The sequence below is a fragment of the Luteolibacter sp. SL250 genome, assembly GCF_026625605.1.
GTDB lineage: Bacteria > Verrucomicrobiota > Verrucomicrobiia > Verrucomicrobiales > Akkermansiaceae > Luteolibacter.
This window is the reverse complement of the sequence record NZ_CP113054.1, coordinates 1200540-1218681: the sequence shown is the minus strand read 5'-3', so window position 1 is coordinate 1218681 and position 18142 is coordinate 1200540. Positions and strand designations below refer to the sequence as shown.

Here is an 18142-nt window from a genome sequence, read left to right as displayed (position 1 = left end):
GTGAGATAACTGCCCCCGATAGCATTTTGCCCCCCTTGCCCAAAGCGGATGAAACAGTCGTTAGTTCCCCTCCAGAAAATTGAGTCAAAAAATCCACCCCGAGGAGTGCCTCATGGATGAAATCCCCCCAACCGCGGAGAGAACCGGCGATCCGGTTCTCCCCGAATTGCGCCATCTGGCGGCATTCCAACAGGTCTATGTCGCCCGCGACTATACCGCGGCGGCCCATGATCTGAATCTGGACCGGAAGGGCATCCTCCGGATGATGGACCGGCTGGAGCAAGCGTTCCGCAATCCGCTTTTCACGGAGCCACGCCGTGGTGTGCTGGTTCCGAGCCCGTTCGCGGACCGCCTCTTCAATGATCTGAGACCGTTGAATGCCGCCCGGGAGGCTCTGCACAAAGAACTGGAGGACATCCGCAACCACGGACGTCCCGTCCGGATCGGAGGATCTCCGACCGTCTTCCGCTCCAGCATTTTCAGGAGCTTGTTCCGGGATCTCCAGATCTCCGGAAAGATCCGCGCATCCTACGTCCCCGTGCCTGCGGAAGAAGCGATCAAGGCCCTGACCGGAGGTATCTGTGATCTCCATATCGGATGTGTTCCCACCACCGGCCCACGCTTTCTCTCCCATCTGCTGGGACACCTCCGGTTCCGGATGCTGGAGCGGAAAGGAGCCAGCCCGAACACGCCGCGGAGCCGCCCATGGATCGTGACATCTGAAGAAATGCGGGTGGAGCCCCTGGTTGGAGAAATTACGGGATACCGGCCGCTGGATGAGGCACGGTTCCTGCATTGGCTGGATCATCCGGAAGAGTGTCCTGCAGGAACGCTTGTCTTCGCCCCTGAGATTCCCGTCTCCCCATCCCACTGGGCATCCGTGGATTCCAGCCCCCCGGCGTTCACCGGCGTCCACCTGCGCTACCTCCGGCAGCACCCCTACGAGTTTCTCCCCGCGTTGGTCAACGGCATCAAAATCCCATTCCCCCCCCACGATCATGCCTGAAATCCGTGAGATCCAAGTGTTTCTCACACTGACACAGTCGGGAAGTTTCTCCGCAGCGGCAAAGGAACTGGGAATCACCCAGCCTGCGGTGAGCGCACATATCTCCAAGCTGGAGCAGTTGATGGGCTTCCTGTTGTTCCACCGTTCGCCGGAAGGGGCGACCATGACGGAGCAAGGGAAATCAATCCTGCCCCATCTGGAACGCCTCAACCAGGAATACGTCGATCTCCTGAGGCGGGCGGACTATTGGAACCGCTTCCAGTCCCACGAGGTGAAGATCTGGACGGATGGCAGCTATCTGTCCCAGGAACTGAAAGGAGCGCGCACCCCCAGGGCGGATCTCTCCGTGATGGAAATATGGAAAGACATGGAGGCCAAGGCGGGCTGGGTGGATGCCCTGAAAAATTTCGAGACGGACATCGTGATCACCGGTTCATTCCTGAAGGCCGGTGACTGTCCGGAAATCCGGGTCTCCACGGTGGCCGCGGAAGCGGGACTCACGGTCGCGTGGAATCCGGACTACTACGCCTTCGACACGGATGGGTTCAGCTTCCCGGACACCTTTTCCTCGAGCGTCATCCTTCCGACGGAATCCCTCGCCGCCGGATTCCGCCAATTCCTTTCCAGTTGGTGCGAGACGACCTACGGCATCCACATCATGGAAATGATGGAGTTCAGATCCGAACACGAAGCGGTGGAAGCCTGCCGCCTGGGGCTTGGCGTGCTGATCTTTCCGGGAGAGGCGGCATCCAGGCTGCGGCTCGGCCAGCTCGGGCTGGCAACGCATCCAGCGTTCGGGTTCCTGCTTCCGAAGGCATTCAGGTTCGGCATCCGCTGGAGGGCCAATGAAAAGAACCCCGCCATCATCTCCACGGTCCGGAGCCTGCTGGCGAAATTCCCGCCGTCCGGAACCGGCGGGATCTGAAGGAATCACTCCCGGATCCTGAGCCTGAAGTCACCGGAGTTCCCGCGCAGCTCGGGGGCATACATCGCCTCCGCGGTTGCGGGGAGGGCCTTGAAAGTGCCCGGAGTTTCCGCCCGCAGTTGGTAGCGGATGGAATGGGTGCCGCGCGGAAGGGAGCGGATGAAGAAATCCACCGTCCGGTCACGCGGCTCCATGTAGGCCGCCAGCCCGGGTCCGTTGATGTATCCGCTGAGGGCATCCACCGCCTCAAAGCCCGCCGCTTTCGCGTCCGAGAACACCAGATACTCGTAGTCGTTCTTGCTCTCCAGGATCAGCTCCACCTCGATGCGGTCGCCGGATGAGAGCGTCGCACCATCCTCGAGTGGTTTCCGCAGGATACGTTCCTCCTGCTGTGATACCGGCTGCCCTGACCGGCCAACCGTTTCGATTGTCCCACCAGCTTCAGTGATCCTCGAAATCTTGCGGCTCACCTTCACTTCCAGTCCTGCCTCACGCAGACGGTCCTCCAGGCTGAAAACCTCCAGCCAGGCGTTCGCATACACGGTCCCCCCACCGGTGCGCCGGATGCCGATCACATGCCTGCCGGGCGGAACATCCGCGCCGGACAGGGTGAAAGTTCCATCGAAGGAAAAAAGATTGTCCCGGTTGACCTGCACCTTTCCAAGGGACTTCCCATCCACCGTCACCTCCACCTCCATTTCCGGGGCATCCTCTCCGCTCGCCTTCATGTATCCGGCGATCGCCTCGATGGCGTAGGCCGTGTCGCGGGTGGAGGTCCAGTAGTGACTGTTCTTCCGGTTGTTCACCAGATACTTCACCAGCCCGCGGGTGTCCGGGTCCGCCGGTTTCACGGCGGTCAGCAGCTTCAGATACCAGGCGTGTGCCTCCACATCACCACCGTACCAGTGCCACCAGTAGCCGGTGTTCCCGAGATCGAGATGGACGGTCTGGTTCTCCTGGTCCCGGCGGATGAACTGCGAGATCATCTTGAGGATTTCATCCCGCCAGACGGTGTTGTTCAACCGGTGGAGCTCCAGCCCCAGCAGCGCCTGGCCATAGACTGGCAGATCCACCCGATCCCGGTAAAGGAGGGACAGCATTTCGGCATTCTCATCGCCCGCCCGCCCGAGGATCTCACGGACAAAGGCATCCACCGCGTCCGCTTTCGCCTTCTCCGGCAATCCGGACGGCTTCACTTCAGCACCCGCTTTCGTCTTTTCCTCCCGGTCGGCGAATCTCCTGAGGGCCTGGAGCTGTTCGTCCTCATAGGCGGACAGCCAGGCCACACCCGAAGCGAGCATGGCATCATTGATGGTCGCTCCGGCCGCCTTTCCTGTCAGAAGGCCATGCACCACCACCGCGGTGGTGTGCGGGTAGGATCTCTCACCGTGTCCGGAGAACCAGCCCCATCCGCCGTCGCCATTCTGCATGGATGCGAGCTTCCCGATTCCGGCGACCACCATTTCCTTGAGCTTGGCTTCATCGAAAACGGGATTTCCCTGCCACTGCTTCCACCGCCTGGCGCGTTCCTGCGGATCCCCGAGTTCCTGGGGATTGAGGTTCGCGCGCTTGGTCCGGACTTCGGCCAGATTGATGTTCATGTCCTGCAGCACCCGCTGTGCGATCACCGCCGGAATGAAGCGGTTCAGCGTCTGCTCCGTGCAGCCATGCGGATAGTCCGCCAGATAGGGGATGGCATCCATGACCGCTCCAGCCACCGTGGGGGAGAACCGGACGGTCAACCTTGTCTGTTCCGCGCGCAGCTTGTCCGGAACCTCCACCGGAATCTCAAGCGAGGGAACGCCCGGCTCCAGAACGCGGCTCCAGGCATCCTGCCGGGCCATGCCGTGCACGCGCACGGGCAGGTCCCTCTCCACGGCATCCCCGTCCCCCTGGGTTTCCGTCCGCATCCTGATCTTCGCGACACCTTCCGCCCCGGCCTTCACCTTCCATTCCATCCTGGCCTCCCCCTTCGCCGGGATTTTCACCGTCGATGGCTTGCCATCCACCGCTGTCACCGCACCGCCTTCCAGCTCCAGTGAGATTTTCACCTCCTTCGCCGTGGCGTGTTCGTTGTGGACCACGGCGGAAAGGACCGCTTCATCCCGCTCCACCAGGAAACGCGGAGCCTGCAGGCGGACGAGCAGATCCTTCGAAGTGATGATCTCCGTGCTGCCCTCCCCCACGCGGGTGCCGCTGCCCAGCACCCAGACGCGGGCTTTCCAGGTTGTCAGGTTGTCCGGAAACTCCAGCGGCACCTCCGCCGTTCCGGCGGCATCCGTCGTTATCTCGCCGGACCATTTCAGGAGATCCGCGAAGTCCTTCCGCACCGTGACGGCCGGCGCGGCACCACCGTCGCCCGCATTTCCAGCCGCTTCCAGGCTGTCCGCCGGTGCCGCCTGGGCAGGCGCAGGAGGCGATGATTCCTTCTTCATCGGCATGGCGCCGCCCCTTCCTTCCCGGTCATGGAACGCGCTACCCGGCGCATCATCGCCACGGGTCAGCATCTCCATCTCCGGTTGCTTCTGCCGCACCAGGTTCCCCGCCGCGAACGGAACGGAACAGGAACTGCGCGTTCCATAGTAGTTGTTCTTCCAGCCCCAGAAATAGCCCCCGATGGGCGGGCTGTTCGGACCACCGGCGACCGCCTCCAGCGCCTTGTCATAGACCGCGAGGACCGCTTTCCCGACGACGGGATGCCCTCCGGCATCCTTCAGCGTGATCCTGAGCGCGGTCTTTCCACCCGGCTCCAGCCTCGCCGCGGCGGGTTCCACCGTGACGTCGATCATCTTCCCTTCCGGGGGTAGAAGCACTTCACGCGCGACACTGTGGATCCTGGCACCATGGACGGTAACCCCTTCGACGAACATGTTGGGCATGTCCCGGCGGTCGAGCGCCACCTCCACCTCCAGGCTCTTGCCATCCAGCCGGATGCGCCTCGCTTCCCGTCCGCTCGACCCGCCAACGTGGAGGAAAAGCCACACATTGGCGTCCACCTTGTCGCTGTTCACGCGCAGCCGCAGCTTGTCGCCTGCGGCGTACTCCAGCTTGTCCGCGACCAGTTCCAGCGGACCGAATTTCCAGTCGCCCGGCTCCGCGCGGCCCTGTCCATGGACATTCAGGATGGTCGCACCCGCACTGGCGTCACCACCGGCGAGGGAAAGTTCCGCGGCCAGCCGGTACTGCCCGGCTTCAGGCGCGGGGAACTTCTGCGAGATCTGCCCGGCGGCATCTGTTTCCACCGGCCACGAGGAAGCCTCCGTCTCCACCACCTTGCCGTCCGCATCCAGGGACAGGCGGAAAAGTTTCAGCGTCCCCCGTGCACCCTCCACCGGAACCCCGGCCAGCGTCGCCGCGGAAACCTTCGCCTCCACCGTCTCTCCGGGAGCGGTGAAGCCACGATCCGCCCATGTCACCACCTCGAACGGCTTGCGCGCGGCGATCACACTGCCGGTCCCGTGTTCCTCCCGACGGGAGGCATCCACGACGCGAGCCTCGATGGAATAGCGGGCGTCCATGTCGCCGTGGGTTTCGAGCACTTGCGCCGTGTCGATCTCCACGTCCACCGTCCCATCCGCGCCGATCTTCATGGTCCGCCGCAGGACCAGCTCATCCGGTGTCCACCTGCGGTTCACCATCCATGGTGAGGGTGGCGGCTGGCATGACCAACCCGACCAACCCGGGTGCCACGCCGCATCCGTGCCGGGCCACCATGCGCCGCGGCCGTAGAGCCAGTCCCACCGGCCCGCGGGAAACCACCTTTCCGAAAGGGCGGAGCGCTTCACGGTCACCTCCACCTCCGCCTCCCTGACCGGCGCGCCATGGAAGTAGGTGGCCTTCACTTTCGCTGAAAACTTTCCGCCCAGCTTCACCGGCACGGAAGGGGCCTCCACCGTGACTTCGAATTCCGGCTTCCGGAACTCCTCCACCCGGAACGCGATCGATCCGGACATCATCTCCGGGATGGAGAAAACCGCCTGCCAGCCCCCCAGCGGAGCGTCCTTCGGGATGACCATCTCCGTCTCCAGGGTACCCAGTTCATCCGTCCGCAGGCCGGGTATCTTGAGCGCTTCCTCCCCCCGCCCGTTGAAAAGCGAGAGGGTTCCGGTGCGGTTCGCATACTTCGCCTCATCCGGCTCGAAATAGCCGACGTTCCGCAGGAAGAACTTCACGTGCAGCTTGTCCCCCGGCCGGTAGAGGGGCCTGTCCGTGATGCCATAGCTGATGTCACGGTTGCCATTCTCAAACGAAGGCTCGTCGATCATGAATGGCTGGAACCCGAAGAAGGTGGTCGCCCGCCCGGACTTCCGGGAGATCGCCATCCACTCGTAGCCCGGTTCCATGTCGCCCGGTTTCAGGAGGGTCTTCCCATCCACATCGGTGGTCCGGCTGAATGACTTCGTCTGGACATCCATCCTCCGTTCCTGAGGGGTTTTCCGCTCCCGGTTCACCGTGCGGTAGCCGAAGAACTCGATCTCCGCCCCTTCCAAAGGCGCTCCGTCAGCAGCATCCGCCGTCCACCATTGCTTGCTGCCAGCGACATCCCGGTGGACCAGCACATGGTCGACGACCCACACCAGGGTGTGGAACCGGTTCCCGCCCTCCATCTCCGCGCTGATCCACCAGGCCCCGGCTTTGCCAACGGGGACCTCGATCTCCCCCCGGGTGTTGCGATGGCCCTGCGCAGCCGTCAGCGGCACCGTCCATTCGTGCTCCGGGGAACCGACGTATTTCGACTGTTCCTCCCGGATGATCCTGGAAGCGATCGCGGAAGGATTGAGAAGCTCCCACTGCAGTTCGAGCGGGTTGCCCTTCAGGTAGGAAATGGTATCGCCGATCACCGCTTCCATATCGACGGGTGCGGCGGTCAGCTTGACGGAAGCCGCATTCCGGAACACCAGCGGGATCCGCGGATGGACGCCTTTCTCCACCGTCTCCGCGATGCCGAAGCGACCCCAGTTCCCGGTGATCTGTTCCAGCAGCTTTTTCCGGAAATCTTCCGTGCCGGGACCATGGCGGGCGATCAGAGCCTCCAATGCTTCCTCCGCTTTCACGAACTGGCGGCGGTTCAGGTAGGCCTGTGCCAGCGCGAAGCCCGCATCCGCACCGCGGCCGGGAGCCTCCAGAACAGAGCGGTAGAGGGCGATGAAATGCCAGTCCGGCGGCAACTTGAAGCGGCGGACGCCATCTGAAGTTCTCGCCAGCACCTCGTCATCACCCAGGGTTTCGACGGCGAGGATGCCTTTCTCACTCTCCGGGTCGCGGTCGCGCCACCAGCCGAACTCATTGAGGGTATCCACTCCGAACTGCGATTGGGAGAACCGGGCAAGCTCCAGCGTCGCTCTCGCCGCGGTCTCCGGGTTGAGGGCAGCCCATCTGGAGAGTGCGAACCTCCAGCGCTCCCCATCGTTCACGGCGGCTTCCCAGGATTCAGGAATGGCGTACAATACCGGCCCGTCCCCACTCCACGGGGCACCTTCCGTGTTTCCTTGCGGCCCCCGGTCCTCCCACTCAGGGAGTTTTTCCAACGGGGTGAGCAACTGCAGTTTCCACGCCTCATCGGTCTTCAGTTCCGCGGCGAGCTTCGCCCACCCCTCCGCCACCACGGCTTCATCCACCGGGTGTTTCAAAGACTCCAGGAGGAGTTGCATCCTCCGGACACGGTCCCGGTTCTCCGTCCGCAGGAGGATGCCGCCGGTTCCGGCCCAGCCGCGCTCGAAATTCCCTCCGATGATCCGCCCCGCCGGAGGTGCGTTCCGATAAACGTCAGATGCCGCCTGGAGCAGCCATGGGTTCGTCCCATGTCCCGCGACCGCGGTCTCGACCAGCCCATCGAACTCCGCCCATTCGTTCAATCGTCCCAGGGCCGCAACCGCTTTCGCCAGATCCTCTCCGGAGCGGGCGTCGGATACCGGCGAAAGCTTCTCCTTGTAGAAGCTCACGGCGTCCCGCCACAGCCCCCGCTCGATCAGTTGCGCGTATTCCTGGCGGAGTGCCTGTGGTTCCTGGCCCAGCGCGGTCTGGAACACCAATGCAAACACCGCAAAAACCGCAATACCCAACGCCTTCATCTCAACCAATAAGACACGCGAAATCCGGAAGTCTTGGAAGAATTTTATCAATCCTCCGCGACGCCTCGCGATCCGGCGACGTTGGACCCAGTTGAGTTGCAGAAGTGCCGCCTTTGTCCCGCCTCTTTACGAGAGGTTCATCCGTCTCCCAACTCCCGGATGACATCCCTGGAACCATGCAAAATACGGACAATGCTCAATGGGGTGGTGTTCCATTCATAGACCACGAGATACCACGTCCGCACCGGATGAAAGCGGACGGAATCATCGTCATATAGGTCCGCGCGGCGGTGCCCGATGCCGGGATGCCGGGCAAGCAAGGCACAAGCGCGAAGGATGTCCTGCTCCAATTTGTCCGCCGCGATGGGATGGTCATTCGCCACGAACGACCATGCGTCGAACAGATCGGACAAGGCTTCGTCACTGAGAACGAAAACGCTCATTCCCCATTTTTTATTTTCCGCCACATTTCCTTCCGTTCCTCCATCCGGGAGGCAACGTCTTCCGGGGAGTGAACCCTCCCCGCGCGTGCGGATTCGAGTCCTTCACGGATTTTTTCCCGTGCACTGGCCCTCCATGTTCCGTCTTCCCCCGAGCACATCATCGCCAGACTCGCGGCAATGACCTCGTCCGCCGATGCGTAGGCACCCTGCCCGATTTTGTCGCGGACGAACTGTTCGAGCGTGGGAGCGAGGTTCACGTTCATGGAACAGAGTCTCCCCCACGGCCACGAGGAGGTCAAGGCGGCACAGCGGCCCTTGCGGATGGTGTGCGGTGCCTTGTGGCCAAGGGTTCCGGTTGCAGCCGGAGGACAGGAATGGGAGCGCAGCGGACATAGCGGCTCTGCCGCAATGTCCTCCCTCCTTACTGGGGGAGCCACTCACGCTCGACCCGCACGGAGGCGCTGCCCTGCAACTGGCTGGAGAGGCTCTTGCCGTCGCCGGATTTCGCGGTGATGACGGCGTCCCATTCCTCCTTCAGGACCACGGGATGGATCAGTGAAAACCAGAGTTTCCCCGAGCTGATGGAAATCCGTCCCTCCTTCACATCGTCACCCAATAGGCCGCTTCCGGCACTGTCCACGAGTCCGGAAAGGGAAAACGCGCCACAGGGATGGCCTCCCACCGTCTCCGGTCCGATGAATTTCAGGCGGATCTCCCCTTTCGCACCTTGGAAAGCCACCATGCCGAGGTGGGGGCCGGACAGCACCACCTCATCCCCGGGCTGAAGGCGCTTTTTCCCGAACCAGAACGGCCGGGGCATGATGCAGTCGTCCGATAAACCCGGCCCGGGATCCGTACCGGCCGCCGCCATGGAGGAGAAATCCCGCGCGGTCCCGGACGGGGCCCATTTCCCATCCTTCCGCACGTAGTCCTTCCTGTCACCTTTCCGGACGACCTTCTTCGCCTCCTCAGGATCCGTTCCTTCCGGGAGATTCTCCGGAAGGAAGGTGCGATCACGGGAGGTGACGGAGATCATGCCGGAGCGCAGTTCCAGTTCCCGCCGGTTCTCAAACTCACCGGAAATGGGCGCCCCACCGGACCCGAGCAGGCTCGTCTCGAAATACCTCCCCTTGATCCTGGATTTCTCCACCACCCGCACCGTGAGATGGGAAGGAAACGGAAGATCTTTCCTGAAAAGGTAGCCTTCCGCGGTATGGTCCACCAATGCCTGGAGGTCGGCGTCCGGCGGGACCTCCGTCCCCGCGCCGTTCATGCGTTCGGTCAGGTCCGCGCCCACTTCCTCCACCGCCACCTGGGCCTTGGAGGCGATCTCCTTCGCCTTGTCGCAGGAGGGGAGGGACAGGCAGCAGGCCGCCAGAATGAGGGTGCGCTTCATTTTCTCAGATTCCGTATCCGTTCATGCAGTCGAGCCGCTGGTTCATCTCGATCGCGGGGTTTTCCTCGCGGGACTGGCCGACGACCACCGCCGGGACACCGGCGACGGTCTTGTGGGGTGGGACGTCGTTGAGGACCACGCTGCCAGCGCCGACCTTCGCGCCGGTGCCGATCTCCACGCGGCCGAGGATCTTCGCCCCGGCGCCGATGAGAACGCCGGACCGGACGATGGGATGGCGGGCCCCCGTTTGTTTTCCGGTCCCACCCAGCGTCACCTCATGGAGGATGGAGACGTCATCCTCGATGATCGCCGTTTCACCGACGACGAAGGAGGTGGCATGGTCCAGCAGGATGCCGCTGCCGATGGTGGCCGCCGGGTGGATGTCCACGGCGAACGCCTCGCTCGCCAGGCTCTGGAGATACAGCGCAAGCCAGCGCCGTCCGTCCAACCAGAGCTGGTGGGACACCCGGTAGGTGCTGAGGGCCAGGAAGCCCTTGAAGAAAAGCAACGGCTCCAGCGGGGAGAAGCACGCGGGATCCCGCTCGAACATGGCCAGCAGGTCCCGTGAAGCGGCGCAGACCGTGAGCGGATGCTTTTCGAATACCTCCGTCAGCATCGGCTCCATGCTCTGCCTGGGCATGTCCTCCCGGGCCAGCCTGCGGGAAAGCCGCGCGCCCAGGGCAGCCCCCATGCTTTCACGGGAAATGATGACGTCCTCCAGCAAGTGGGCGAGATGCGGCTCGCTCTCCCGGATGACCGCCGCTTCGGACCGGAGGGATTCCCATAGATCATTGACACCGATCGTGCTGGCGGGTGGACCGCCGATGTGTTGGGATTCGCTCATGAAGATCTCGCAGAAATTGGAATACGCATGCAGGGCCCTCGCCCAGCTCGCGAAGGTCCATGACGGGAGGAGTCTTACACGGCTTGAGGAAATGGCGCAACGGGAAGCCGTATCGGGAAATTTCCTCGTGCAGATCCTCAATGACCTGCGCCGTGCCGGACTGGTGGACAGCCGGCGCGGAAAGGCCGGCGGATACCTCCTCGCCCGTCCTGCGGACGCCATTTCCCTGCGCCAGATCGTGGAGGCGGTGGATCCCTCCGTACTCCAGTGCGGGGTTTCCACCGAGGGTGAATCCGGAGCCGCCGTGCGCCTGGCCTGGGAGAATGTCTCGGTGAACCTGCGTGCGTCGCTGGACAAGATCTCACTGGAAAGCATGGTTTCCGGACAGGGCGCGCCGATGTTCTACATCTGAGGGAACGGTTGGCGGAAGGCGACGGAGGCCGATCCTTTAGGTTTCCAGATTATTTCACTGGCCGAAATTGACGATTTGCGGTAAGGACGGGGCTGCCCTCATCCCCTTTCCCGTCATGTCCGCACCCGCAGAACACACCCACCACATCAAACTCCGTTCCACCCAACTGGAGATGCAGTCCGGCAACCAGCGTGTGGATGACTATGACAACAAGCTGAAGGCGGCGGAGGCGGAACTCGGCCGCATCCAGCAGGAACGTGAGGAACTGGAGCGCAAGAAGCGGGAGCTCGAGGAGCTGACCGCCCGCAAGCGTTCGTTCCTGACGCAACAGGTCGAACTGACCGAAAAGCTCTCCAACGCGCTCGTGCTGATCGACCGTGAGCTCTACGCGATCCGCCAGGAGGCGGACGAACTGGAGCAATGCCGCGTCTGCTTCGCCGCGCACCTGGACAAGATCCAGAAGTTCAACCCGGAGAACTGGACCCGGGAGAATCTCGCGGAAAAGCTTGAGCGGGCGACCATGGCCACCGACATCGCGGCGGACGAATACGACCAGGCGGCGGCCCACTTCGAGAATGGCCGCAGCGGCGCCATTTTCGGCCGGGCATCGAAACGCGCCCGCGCCGCCAAGAGCACCTCCTCCGAGTTCAGCGTGAACTTCAAGAACGGCCTCGCCTTCAATCTTCCGGTCGTCGTTCTGGGGGCGCTCGCCCTACTGGCCTATCTGGTGAAGTAATCTTCCGTTTCTATGAAATCGCAAACGCCGTCTCTCTTCAAGGACGAAGCGGAACTGGAAAGCATCCGCGAAAAGCACAAGCTCCTGCTCCAGGCGGAGAAGAAGCTGGCTGGCGTACCGAAGAAACTCCTGAACGAAAAGCTGGAGCAGGAACGCACCATGCCTCCACTCCCAGGACTGGAGGAACGTGAGCGTCTCAACCAGTACGAGCAGACGCTCGCCACGCGCAAGCAGTACCGGAACGTGATGCGGGCTCAGAGCATGAGCCTGGTGTTGCTGTTCATGCTGGTGCTGGCCACCGCGGCCGTCATCGCTTGGTCTCTGCGGCTGCTGGAGGTGATCTAACAGCCCGTCGGGTACACGTGGCTGCTTCGCCAGGCTTCTAACCGGCATCCCGGATGCAAGCGGGGGAGACGCGCCCGTCCGGCAGGAACGTGACGCCTTCCTCCTCCAGCATCCGCCTCTTGTCCTGCAGGCGCGGGCCGGAGGTATGGCCATCGAAACCTCCCAGACTGCCATCCGCCCTCACCACCCGGTGGCAGGGCACCTCCGGCGCGAACGGATTCTTTGACAGGGCGGTGCCTACGGATCTGGCCGTCCCCCGTCCCAACCGTTCCGTGACGCGCCCATAGGTGGTCACGGCGCCGCGCGGGACTTTCCGCACGATTTCATAAACCAACATTTCGAAATCCGTTGGCTTGCGATTCCCTAACATTGGGTGAAACTGCGCTATGCCTCGTAAAACCGCAATCGCCCTGTTGTCCGCCGCGATGGCCTGTACGGCCGCCGCAGGACCCACCTCCTCCACCGTCATCACGGAGTCCCGCTCCGACAGCCCGGCCGGGCCGTTGTTCCCGGGCCTTGATTTCGTCAAAGCTTCCTTCAGCCATGCCGGTGGCATGGATCTGGATGACACCCCCGGTGAACTGGAGACCTTCACGCTCGACGCGCGCAGCGTGCTCTCCGGCCCCATCGAGGTGACCAATGACCTGACCCTGCTGCCGATGATCCAGTACAAGGCGACGCGCCTGAACTGGAAGGACACCCCCGCCGGATTCCCGATCGAGGATGAGGACGTCCACTCCATCGCGCTCAGTTCCTATGTGCTCTACAACCAGGAAGGATCCCCATGGATCTTCGCCGGGTGGGCGCGTGCGGAGCTGGCAACGGATTTCCAACATATCAACGACGATGACGTGACTTTCGATGTGATCGCCGGTGCCGCCTACAAGTTCAGCGACCGCCTCACCTTCGGCCTCGGCGTCGCGGCCATCAACCTCAACAACGATGAGGATTACATGATCGGGCCGGTGCTCGACTGGAAAATCAGCGACACCTTCCGCGTCGGGGTTCTGGGACCGGATGTCACCGCCAGCTACACCCCCGATGAAAACTGGGAGTTCAGCCTGCGGGGCTACGCCGCAGGGGATGAATGGAACATCCGGGATGCCGCAGGAAATTCCACCACGCTGGATCTGGACTCCTATCGCGTGGGCCTGTTCGCGGACCGCCGCCTCGGTGGCGACCTCTGGCTCCGCGTCGGTGGCGGTGTCACCGTGATGAACGAAATCGAGATCAAGAGCCCCAGCGGCAACCGCGCCTACAACGACGACATGGATGAAGGATGGTTCGGCGAAATCGCCCTGCGTCTGAACGTGTGGTGATTTTTTGTTCCGGAATGCGGCGGTGCCCATCCGGGTTCCGCCGCTTTTCATTTCCGGCCCCCAGGCCATTCGTTTTTCCCGCCATGGGCATTCTTACAACACTTCCGCAACAGATCGAAACGGAGCGCCTCATCATCCGGACGGCACGACCGGGGGATGGAGCGGTTTTCAATGCCGCCATCCATGCCTCCATGGAACGCCTTGCTCCTTGGCTGGTGTGGGTGACTCCGCCGCCGACCGTTGAGGAATCCGAGGAAAGCTGCCGCTTGGCCCACGGGAGGTTCCTCCGCAACGAAGACCTGATGGCCCTCGTTTTCCGGAAAGAGTGCGGTTCGCTCGTCGGTGGCAGCGGGTTGCATGACGCGGACTGGAAAGCGGGGAAATTCGAGATCGGCTACTGGGGGCACGCTGCGTTCAGTGGCTGCGGCTACATCACGGAAGCCGTGCGTGCTCTGGCGGACCATGCTCTGGAGAAGCTGGGCGCGAACCGGGTGTTCCTCACCACGGATGACCGGAACACGGCAAGCTGGAAGGTCGCGGAGCGCGCGGGATTCCAGCTTGAAGGAATGCTGCGCAATGAGCGGCTCAATCCCGCCGGACACCTGCGGGACACGAGGGTGTATGCGCGGGTGGCCTAGCCACGGAAGTGGTGGGGACCTCTCCCGGGATTGCCGCCATCAGGTGATGGAGGGTCCGCCCAGCCGAACTTCTCACGAGGTTCGCTACGCCCTGCCCGCCTTTTCCTCCAGCCGCTTCCGCAGGTCCGGCCACTGCGCCTGGGCGACGATGTAGCCGATGCACTCCGCGGAGCCACAGCGGCAGAGGTGGTCCTCGTAGCACTCGATGTCGAAGCCGTAGTCGAAGCTGAGTTCCTCCCCTTTCTGGATGTCCCGGAGGGAGTAGATGAAAATCTTCCGCCCGACGATCCATGCCTCGCAGTTGGGATTGCAGGAATGGTTGATGAGGCGCGCCGTGTTCCAGGGGACGTTGCCGTCGATGTCGTAGTTCTTCGACAAGGTGAAGATATAGACCGCGGCGTCGCCGGACTCGACGGACTTCTCATGCTGTTTCAGGGCGCGCTTCTCGCTCTCATCCTTCCCGATAAGTTCACCGATGTATTCGATGATGCGGGTCTCCTTCTCGATGAAGGTGGAGGCGTAGACGCCCCGGCCATGGATGTCGGAATCCCGCACCTCACAGAGCTTGCTCTGTCCCCGGTTCCATAGTTCGAGGAGCTTTTTGTGGGAGTCGTTGTTCTCCTTCACGGAGTTGGTTTTCTTCTTGGCCATGGAGGTGGAAGGTCAGCGGACTTCCCGTTTCCCGAGCGGGGGCAGCGCGATATCCTGGGGCAGGTTGATGAACAGCTTGCGGAGCTCGCTCTGGGGGAGGCTGGAGCCGTCGATGAAGGTCCAGTCATTCTTGTCCTTGTCGGAGATGGCGGCCTGGAAGCCGGTGCTCTCGATCACCACGGCTTTCTGCGAACCCTTCGGAAAGATCCTGAACTTCGTCAGCGTGGGCACCAGCACCAGCCATTTCGTGTAAATGAGGCTTTCCACCTGCTGCCCGCCGACATTCTCCACTTTCTTGCCAGGGCCTACCTCGTAGGAAGTGGGTTGGCCCTGTGGCTCGAAGGAAATGATGGTGATGCCCTGCTGGATCATCTGTTCGGAAACGCCCGCAAGCTGCTTCTCCAGCGCCTCGATGCCCCCCATGCGTGCAGCCATGCGATCTTTCCAAAGTGGATTCATGCGCTCCACGGCCACCTGGTAGCGGCCCTGGACAACCTGCTCACCCAGTTGGGCGACCGCCGACTGCGCTGCCTGCAGGACCGCCGGAGGGGCGACCTGGGATGCGGCCTCCCCGGCGGGCATGGCGGGCAACGGGGCGACGCCCGGAGGCTGGGCTGTGGCGAGGACGGCGGAAATCATCAGAAATCCGGCGATTTGTCGTGGGCACGATAATTTCACGCCCTCATGGATGCCGTCGCGCCCCCGTTCCGTCAAGTGCGCCCGGAATCCGCTTGGATTTCCCTGACCGTCCTGCTAACCATCCTCCCCCCATGGCGAAACAGGCACTCGGAAAAGGACTCGGCGCTCTCATCAAGAAGCAGGCCGGCGCCCAAGCGGCGGAGAACCCCGCCGCGTCCCCGGATGATGCGAAGAGGGTGCGTGACGTGCCGCTCGACCAGATCGTCCCCAGTCCGCTCCAGCCGCGCACCGTGTTCGTGGAATCCCCGCTGGATGACCTGGTGGAGTCCATCCGCCAGCACGGCATCATCCAACCGCTCATCGTCCGCGTGGTGGACGGGAAATACGAACTCATCGCCGGTGAACGCCGCTGGCGCGCGTCGAAGAAGCTGGGCCTGGCCACCGCACCGATCATCGAGCGGGAGGCGTCCGACCGCGATGTGCTGGAGATGGCCCTCATCGAGAACCTCCAGCGCGAGGGACTCAACCCGATGGAAGAGGCCACCGGCTACGTCCGCCTGGCCAAGGAATTTTCCCTGAAGCAGGAAGAAATCGCCGCCCGCGTGGGCAAGTCCCGCGCCAGTGTGGCGAACGCGATGCGCCTGCTGGACCTGCACAAGGATGTGCAGTCCCTCGTCGCCCAGGCCCGCCTTTCCGTCGGCCACGCGAAGGCCATCCTCGCCATCAAGGACCAGGACAGCCAGCTCCTGGCGTCCGACCAGATCCTGAAGCGCCAGCTCACCGTCCGCGCGGCGGAAAAGCTCGCCCAGTCCTTCCTTGCCGGTGAATCCGCCCCCTCCGGCGACCCGAAGAAACCCGCGGCCCCCACGCCGCGCGAAACGGACATCCACATCCGTGCGATCTCCAACCGGCTGCGTGAGGCGTTCGCCACCCACGTGGCGATCCACCACACGCCGAAGAAAGGCCGCATCGAGATCGAGTATTACGGAGACGACGACCTCCAGCGGATCCTGGACCTGCTGGGACTGCCGGAGGGCGAGTAGGCGCTTGCCCGATGGTCTGGCAGCGTTTAGCTAGACGGCATCAAACGCAAATCCTTCAGCCTCCTCCTGGCACGCCGCTACCTGAACCCGCGGCGGTCGATGCTTTCCTCCTTCACGCTGATCTCGCTTGTCGGCGTGATGCTCGGCGTGCTGGTCCTCGTCGTGGTCATGGCCGTCTATTCCGGCCTGGAGCGCGATGTGAAGAACCGCCTGCTCGGCTTTTCCCCCCATGTCCTGCTGAGTCATCCCGCGCTCGGTGTGGCTGACACCCCACTGGCGGACTGGAACAAGGTCGCGGAAAAGGCCAAGTCCCTTCCCTTTGTCGAATCCGCCGAAGGTTACGTGGCGGACTACGTGCTGCTGGACATCGGCTCGTCCCAACGGCCGGTCTATTTCCACGGGGTGGATACCACCAAGCCCGGACAGATCGAAGGCCTCAAGAACATGCTGGATACCGTGGACTTCCCGGAGTCCTCAGCGGACATGGGCCTGGATGACCGGGTGATCGTTTCCTCCACCCTCATCAACGGCTTCCGCAGCAGTGGCATGGATGTGGGCATCGGCAGCAAGATCAAGCTCTACTCCGCCCGCAACTTCGACCAGGTGATGCACGCCTACAAGGCGACCGACAAGCCGCCGCTGCGCGAGGAACACCCGGAGGAGTGGAAGGTGATCAAAGACGCCTTCACCACCGGTTGGAAGGCCGATGGCGACAAATTCTCCCTTCCCTTCGAGGAATTCCAGAATCTCTACGGCATGCTGGACGGCCTCCGCATGTCAGAGATCCGCGAGCAGGAATCCGCCCTGGTGCAGGACATCATGGTGGCCATGGAAACGGCCGATGGCGGCGAGCAGGCGGGAAAATACACCGTCACGGCCGAAACCAGGGACGCCATCGCCGCGAAGGTCACCGCGCTCGACACCAGCGATGCGGAAAAAATGAACAACGAGGCCTTCAAGAACCTGAAGACCATCGTCATGCCGAAGGAGGCGGAGATCATCGGCGTCTACAAATCCTCGCAGATGGCCAACACGCCGGACGTGTTCGCCCCGCTGCACCTCGCACAGGCGCTGGCCGGACTGGACAACAACGTCCAGGGGATCTCCCTGCGCCTCACGGACGCGAACCTTTCCGACGACGTCGCGCGCGAAGCCATCCGGAACATGGGTGAAGGCTGGCGCGCGGGCACCTGGGGCGAGCAATACGAAGGCTTCTTCCTCCTCATCAACCAGCAGCGCGGGATGATGTATTTCGTGCTGAGCCTGATCGCCGTGATCTCCGCGTTCTCGATGATGGCGGTCATGTTCACCGTGACCATCCAGAAGCGGCGCGAGATCGGCGTGATGAAGGCCCTTGGCGCCACCCCGTCACAAATCATCCGGGTGTTCCTTTACCAAGGCATGATCCTGGGTGTGCTCGGGGCGATCCTCGGCGTCGGCTTCGGACGCCTGATCATCCGCTTCCGGGCGGAGATCCAGTCCGCGCTGCGCAGCGTGGGTTTCGATCCCTTCTCATCCAACTTCACCGGCTTTGACATGCTGCCCGCGCACAACAACCCGGTGGAGCAGGCGATGTTCGCGCTGATGGGCTTCGTCCTCTGCTCGCTCGCCGCGCTGGTGCCCGCGTTCTTCGCCGCCCGCAGCGATGCGGCCAAATCCCTGCGCAACCTCTGA

Annotated in this window: 16 protein-coding genes; 9 read left to right on the top strand and 7 right to left on the bottom strand. The window is 62.9% G+C overall.

The window, feature by feature from the left end; genetic code table 11:
• Positions 1 to 112: 112 nt before the first annotated feature.
• Both OVA24_RS05415 and OVA24_RS05410 read left to right on the top strand, forming a co-directional pair.
• The gene (locus tag OVA24_RS05415) at positions 113 to 1006 is read left to right on the top strand and encodes a LysR family transcriptional regulator (protein ID WP_267674172.1); all 894 of its coding nucleotides are present in this window, start codon (positions 113 to 115) and stop codon (positions 1004 to 1006) included.
• Positions 999 to 1931: a LysR family transcriptional regulator gene (locus OVA24_RS05410; RefSeq protein WP_267674171.1), complete on the top strand. Its 933-nt coding sequence runs from the start codon at positions 999 to 1001 to the stop codon at positions 1929 to 1931. Before OVA24_RS05415 ends, OVA24_RS05410 begins: the two co-directional genes overlap by 8 nt.
• Before the next feature lie 5 nt (positions 1932 to 1936).
• On the opposite strand, the gene OVA24_RS05405 is transcribed toward OVA24_RS05410, so the two are convergent.
• From OVA24_RS05405 to cysE, 4 genes are all read right to left on the bottom strand, one after another.
• Entirely contained in the window at positions 1937 to 7960 is a 6024-nt protein-coding gene (locus OVA24_RS05405; protein WP_267674170.1) for an alpha-2-macroglobulin family protein, read from the bottom strand.
• Positions 7961 to 8139: 179 nt separating this feature from the next.
• Positions 8140 to 8445, bottom strand: coding sequence for a type II toxin-antitoxin system RelE/ParE family toxin (locus tag OVA24_RS05400; RefSeq protein WP_267674169.1), 306 nt, complete (start codon positions 8443 to 8445; stop codon positions 8140 to 8142).
• A gap of 421 nt (positions 8446 to 8866) precedes the next feature.
• Entirely contained in the window at positions 8867 to 9841 is a 975-nt protein-coding gene (locus tag OVA24_RS05395; protein WP_267674168.1) for a hypothetical protein, read from the bottom strand.
• 4 nt (positions 9842 to 9845) lie between these two features.
• A complete protein-coding gene (cysE, locus tag OVA24_RS05390) occupies positions 9846 to 10685 on the bottom strand; it encodes a serine O-acetyltransferase (protein ID WP_267674167.1) in 840 nt (279 codons plus the stop codon).
• On the opposite strand from cysE, the gene OVA24_RS05385 reads away from it, so the two are divergent.
• From OVA24_RS05385 to OVA24_RS05375, 3 genes are all read left to right on the top strand, one after another.
• Complete coding sequence (locus tag OVA24_RS05385) at positions 10684 to 11097, top strand: RrF2 family transcriptional regulator (protein WP_267674166.1); 414 nt, start codon at positions 10684 to 10686, stop codon at positions 11095 to 11097. The genes cysE and OVA24_RS05385 overlap by 2 nt on opposite strands.
• 115 nt (positions 11098 to 11212) lie before the next feature.
• Positions 11213 to 11833 (top strand): hypothetical protein, encoded by a 621-nt coding sequence (locus OVA24_RS05380; RefSeq protein WP_267674165.1) that lies wholly within the window; start codon positions 11213 to 11215, stop codon positions 11831 to 11833.
• 12 nt (positions 11834 to 11845) lie between these two features.
• Positions 11846 to 12178, top strand: coding sequence for a hypothetical protein (locus tag OVA24_RS05375; protein WP_267674164.1), 333 nt, complete (start codon positions 11846 to 11848; stop codon positions 12176 to 12178).
• A 37-nt stretch (positions 12179 to 12215) separates the two neighbouring features.
• On the opposite strand, the gene OVA24_RS05370 is transcribed toward OVA24_RS05375, so the two are convergent.
• On the bottom strand, positions 12216 to 12515 hold the full coding sequence (locus OVA24_RS05370; RefSeq protein ID WP_267674163.1) for an MGMT family protein: 300 nt from the start codon (positions 12513 to 12515) through the stop codon (positions 12216 to 12218).
• A 49-nt stretch (positions 12516 to 12564) separates the two neighbouring features.
• On the opposite strand from OVA24_RS05370, the gene OVA24_RS05365 reads away from it, so the two are divergent.
• Positions 12565 to 13497, top strand: coding sequence for a DUF6268 family outer membrane beta-barrel protein (locus OVA24_RS05365; RefSeq protein ID WP_267674162.1), 933 nt, complete (start codon positions 12565 to 12567; stop codon positions 13495 to 13497).
• Between the two features lie 83 nt (positions 13498 to 13580).
• Positions 13581 to 14135 (top strand): GNAT family N-acetyltransferase, encoded by a 555-nt coding sequence (locus tag OVA24_RS05360; RefSeq protein WP_267674161.1) that lies wholly within the window; start codon positions 13581 to 13583, stop codon positions 14133 to 14135.
• An 84-nt stretch (positions 14136 to 14219) separates the two neighbouring features.
• On the opposite strand, the gene OVA24_RS05355 is transcribed toward OVA24_RS05360, so the two are convergent.
• Together OVA24_RS05355 and OVA24_RS05350 are read right to left on the bottom strand one after the other, a co-directional pair.
• Positions 14220 to 14786 carry an SET domain-containing protein gene (locus OVA24_RS05355; RefSeq protein ID WP_267674160.1) on the bottom strand — a complete coding sequence of 189 codons (567 nt, stop codon included), beginning with the start codon at positions 14784 to 14786 and terminating at the stop codon, positions 14220 to 14222.
• 12 nt (positions 14787 to 14798) lie between these two features.
• Positions 14799 to 15425 carry a hypothetical protein gene (locus tag OVA24_RS05350; protein ID WP_267674159.1) on the bottom strand — a complete coding sequence of 209 codons (627 nt, stop codon included), beginning with the start codon at positions 15423 to 15425 and terminating at the stop codon, positions 14799 to 14801.
• A 131-nt stretch (positions 15426 to 15556) separates the two neighbouring features.
• Here OVA24_RS05350 and OVA24_RS05345 point away from each other — a divergent pair, with 131 nt between their 5' ends.
• Positions 15557 to 16468, top strand: a complete 912-nt coding sequence (locus tag OVA24_RS05345) for a ParB/RepB/Spo0J family partition protein (protein ID WP_267674158.1) — start codon at positions 15557 to 15559, stop codon at positions 16466 to 16468.
• Between the two features lie 99 nt (positions 16469 to 16567).
• Positions 16568 to 18142 (top strand): ABC transporter permease, encoded by a 1575-nt coding sequence (locus OVA24_RS05340; protein ID WP_267674157.1) that lies wholly within the window; start codon positions 16568 to 16570, stop codon positions 18140 to 18142.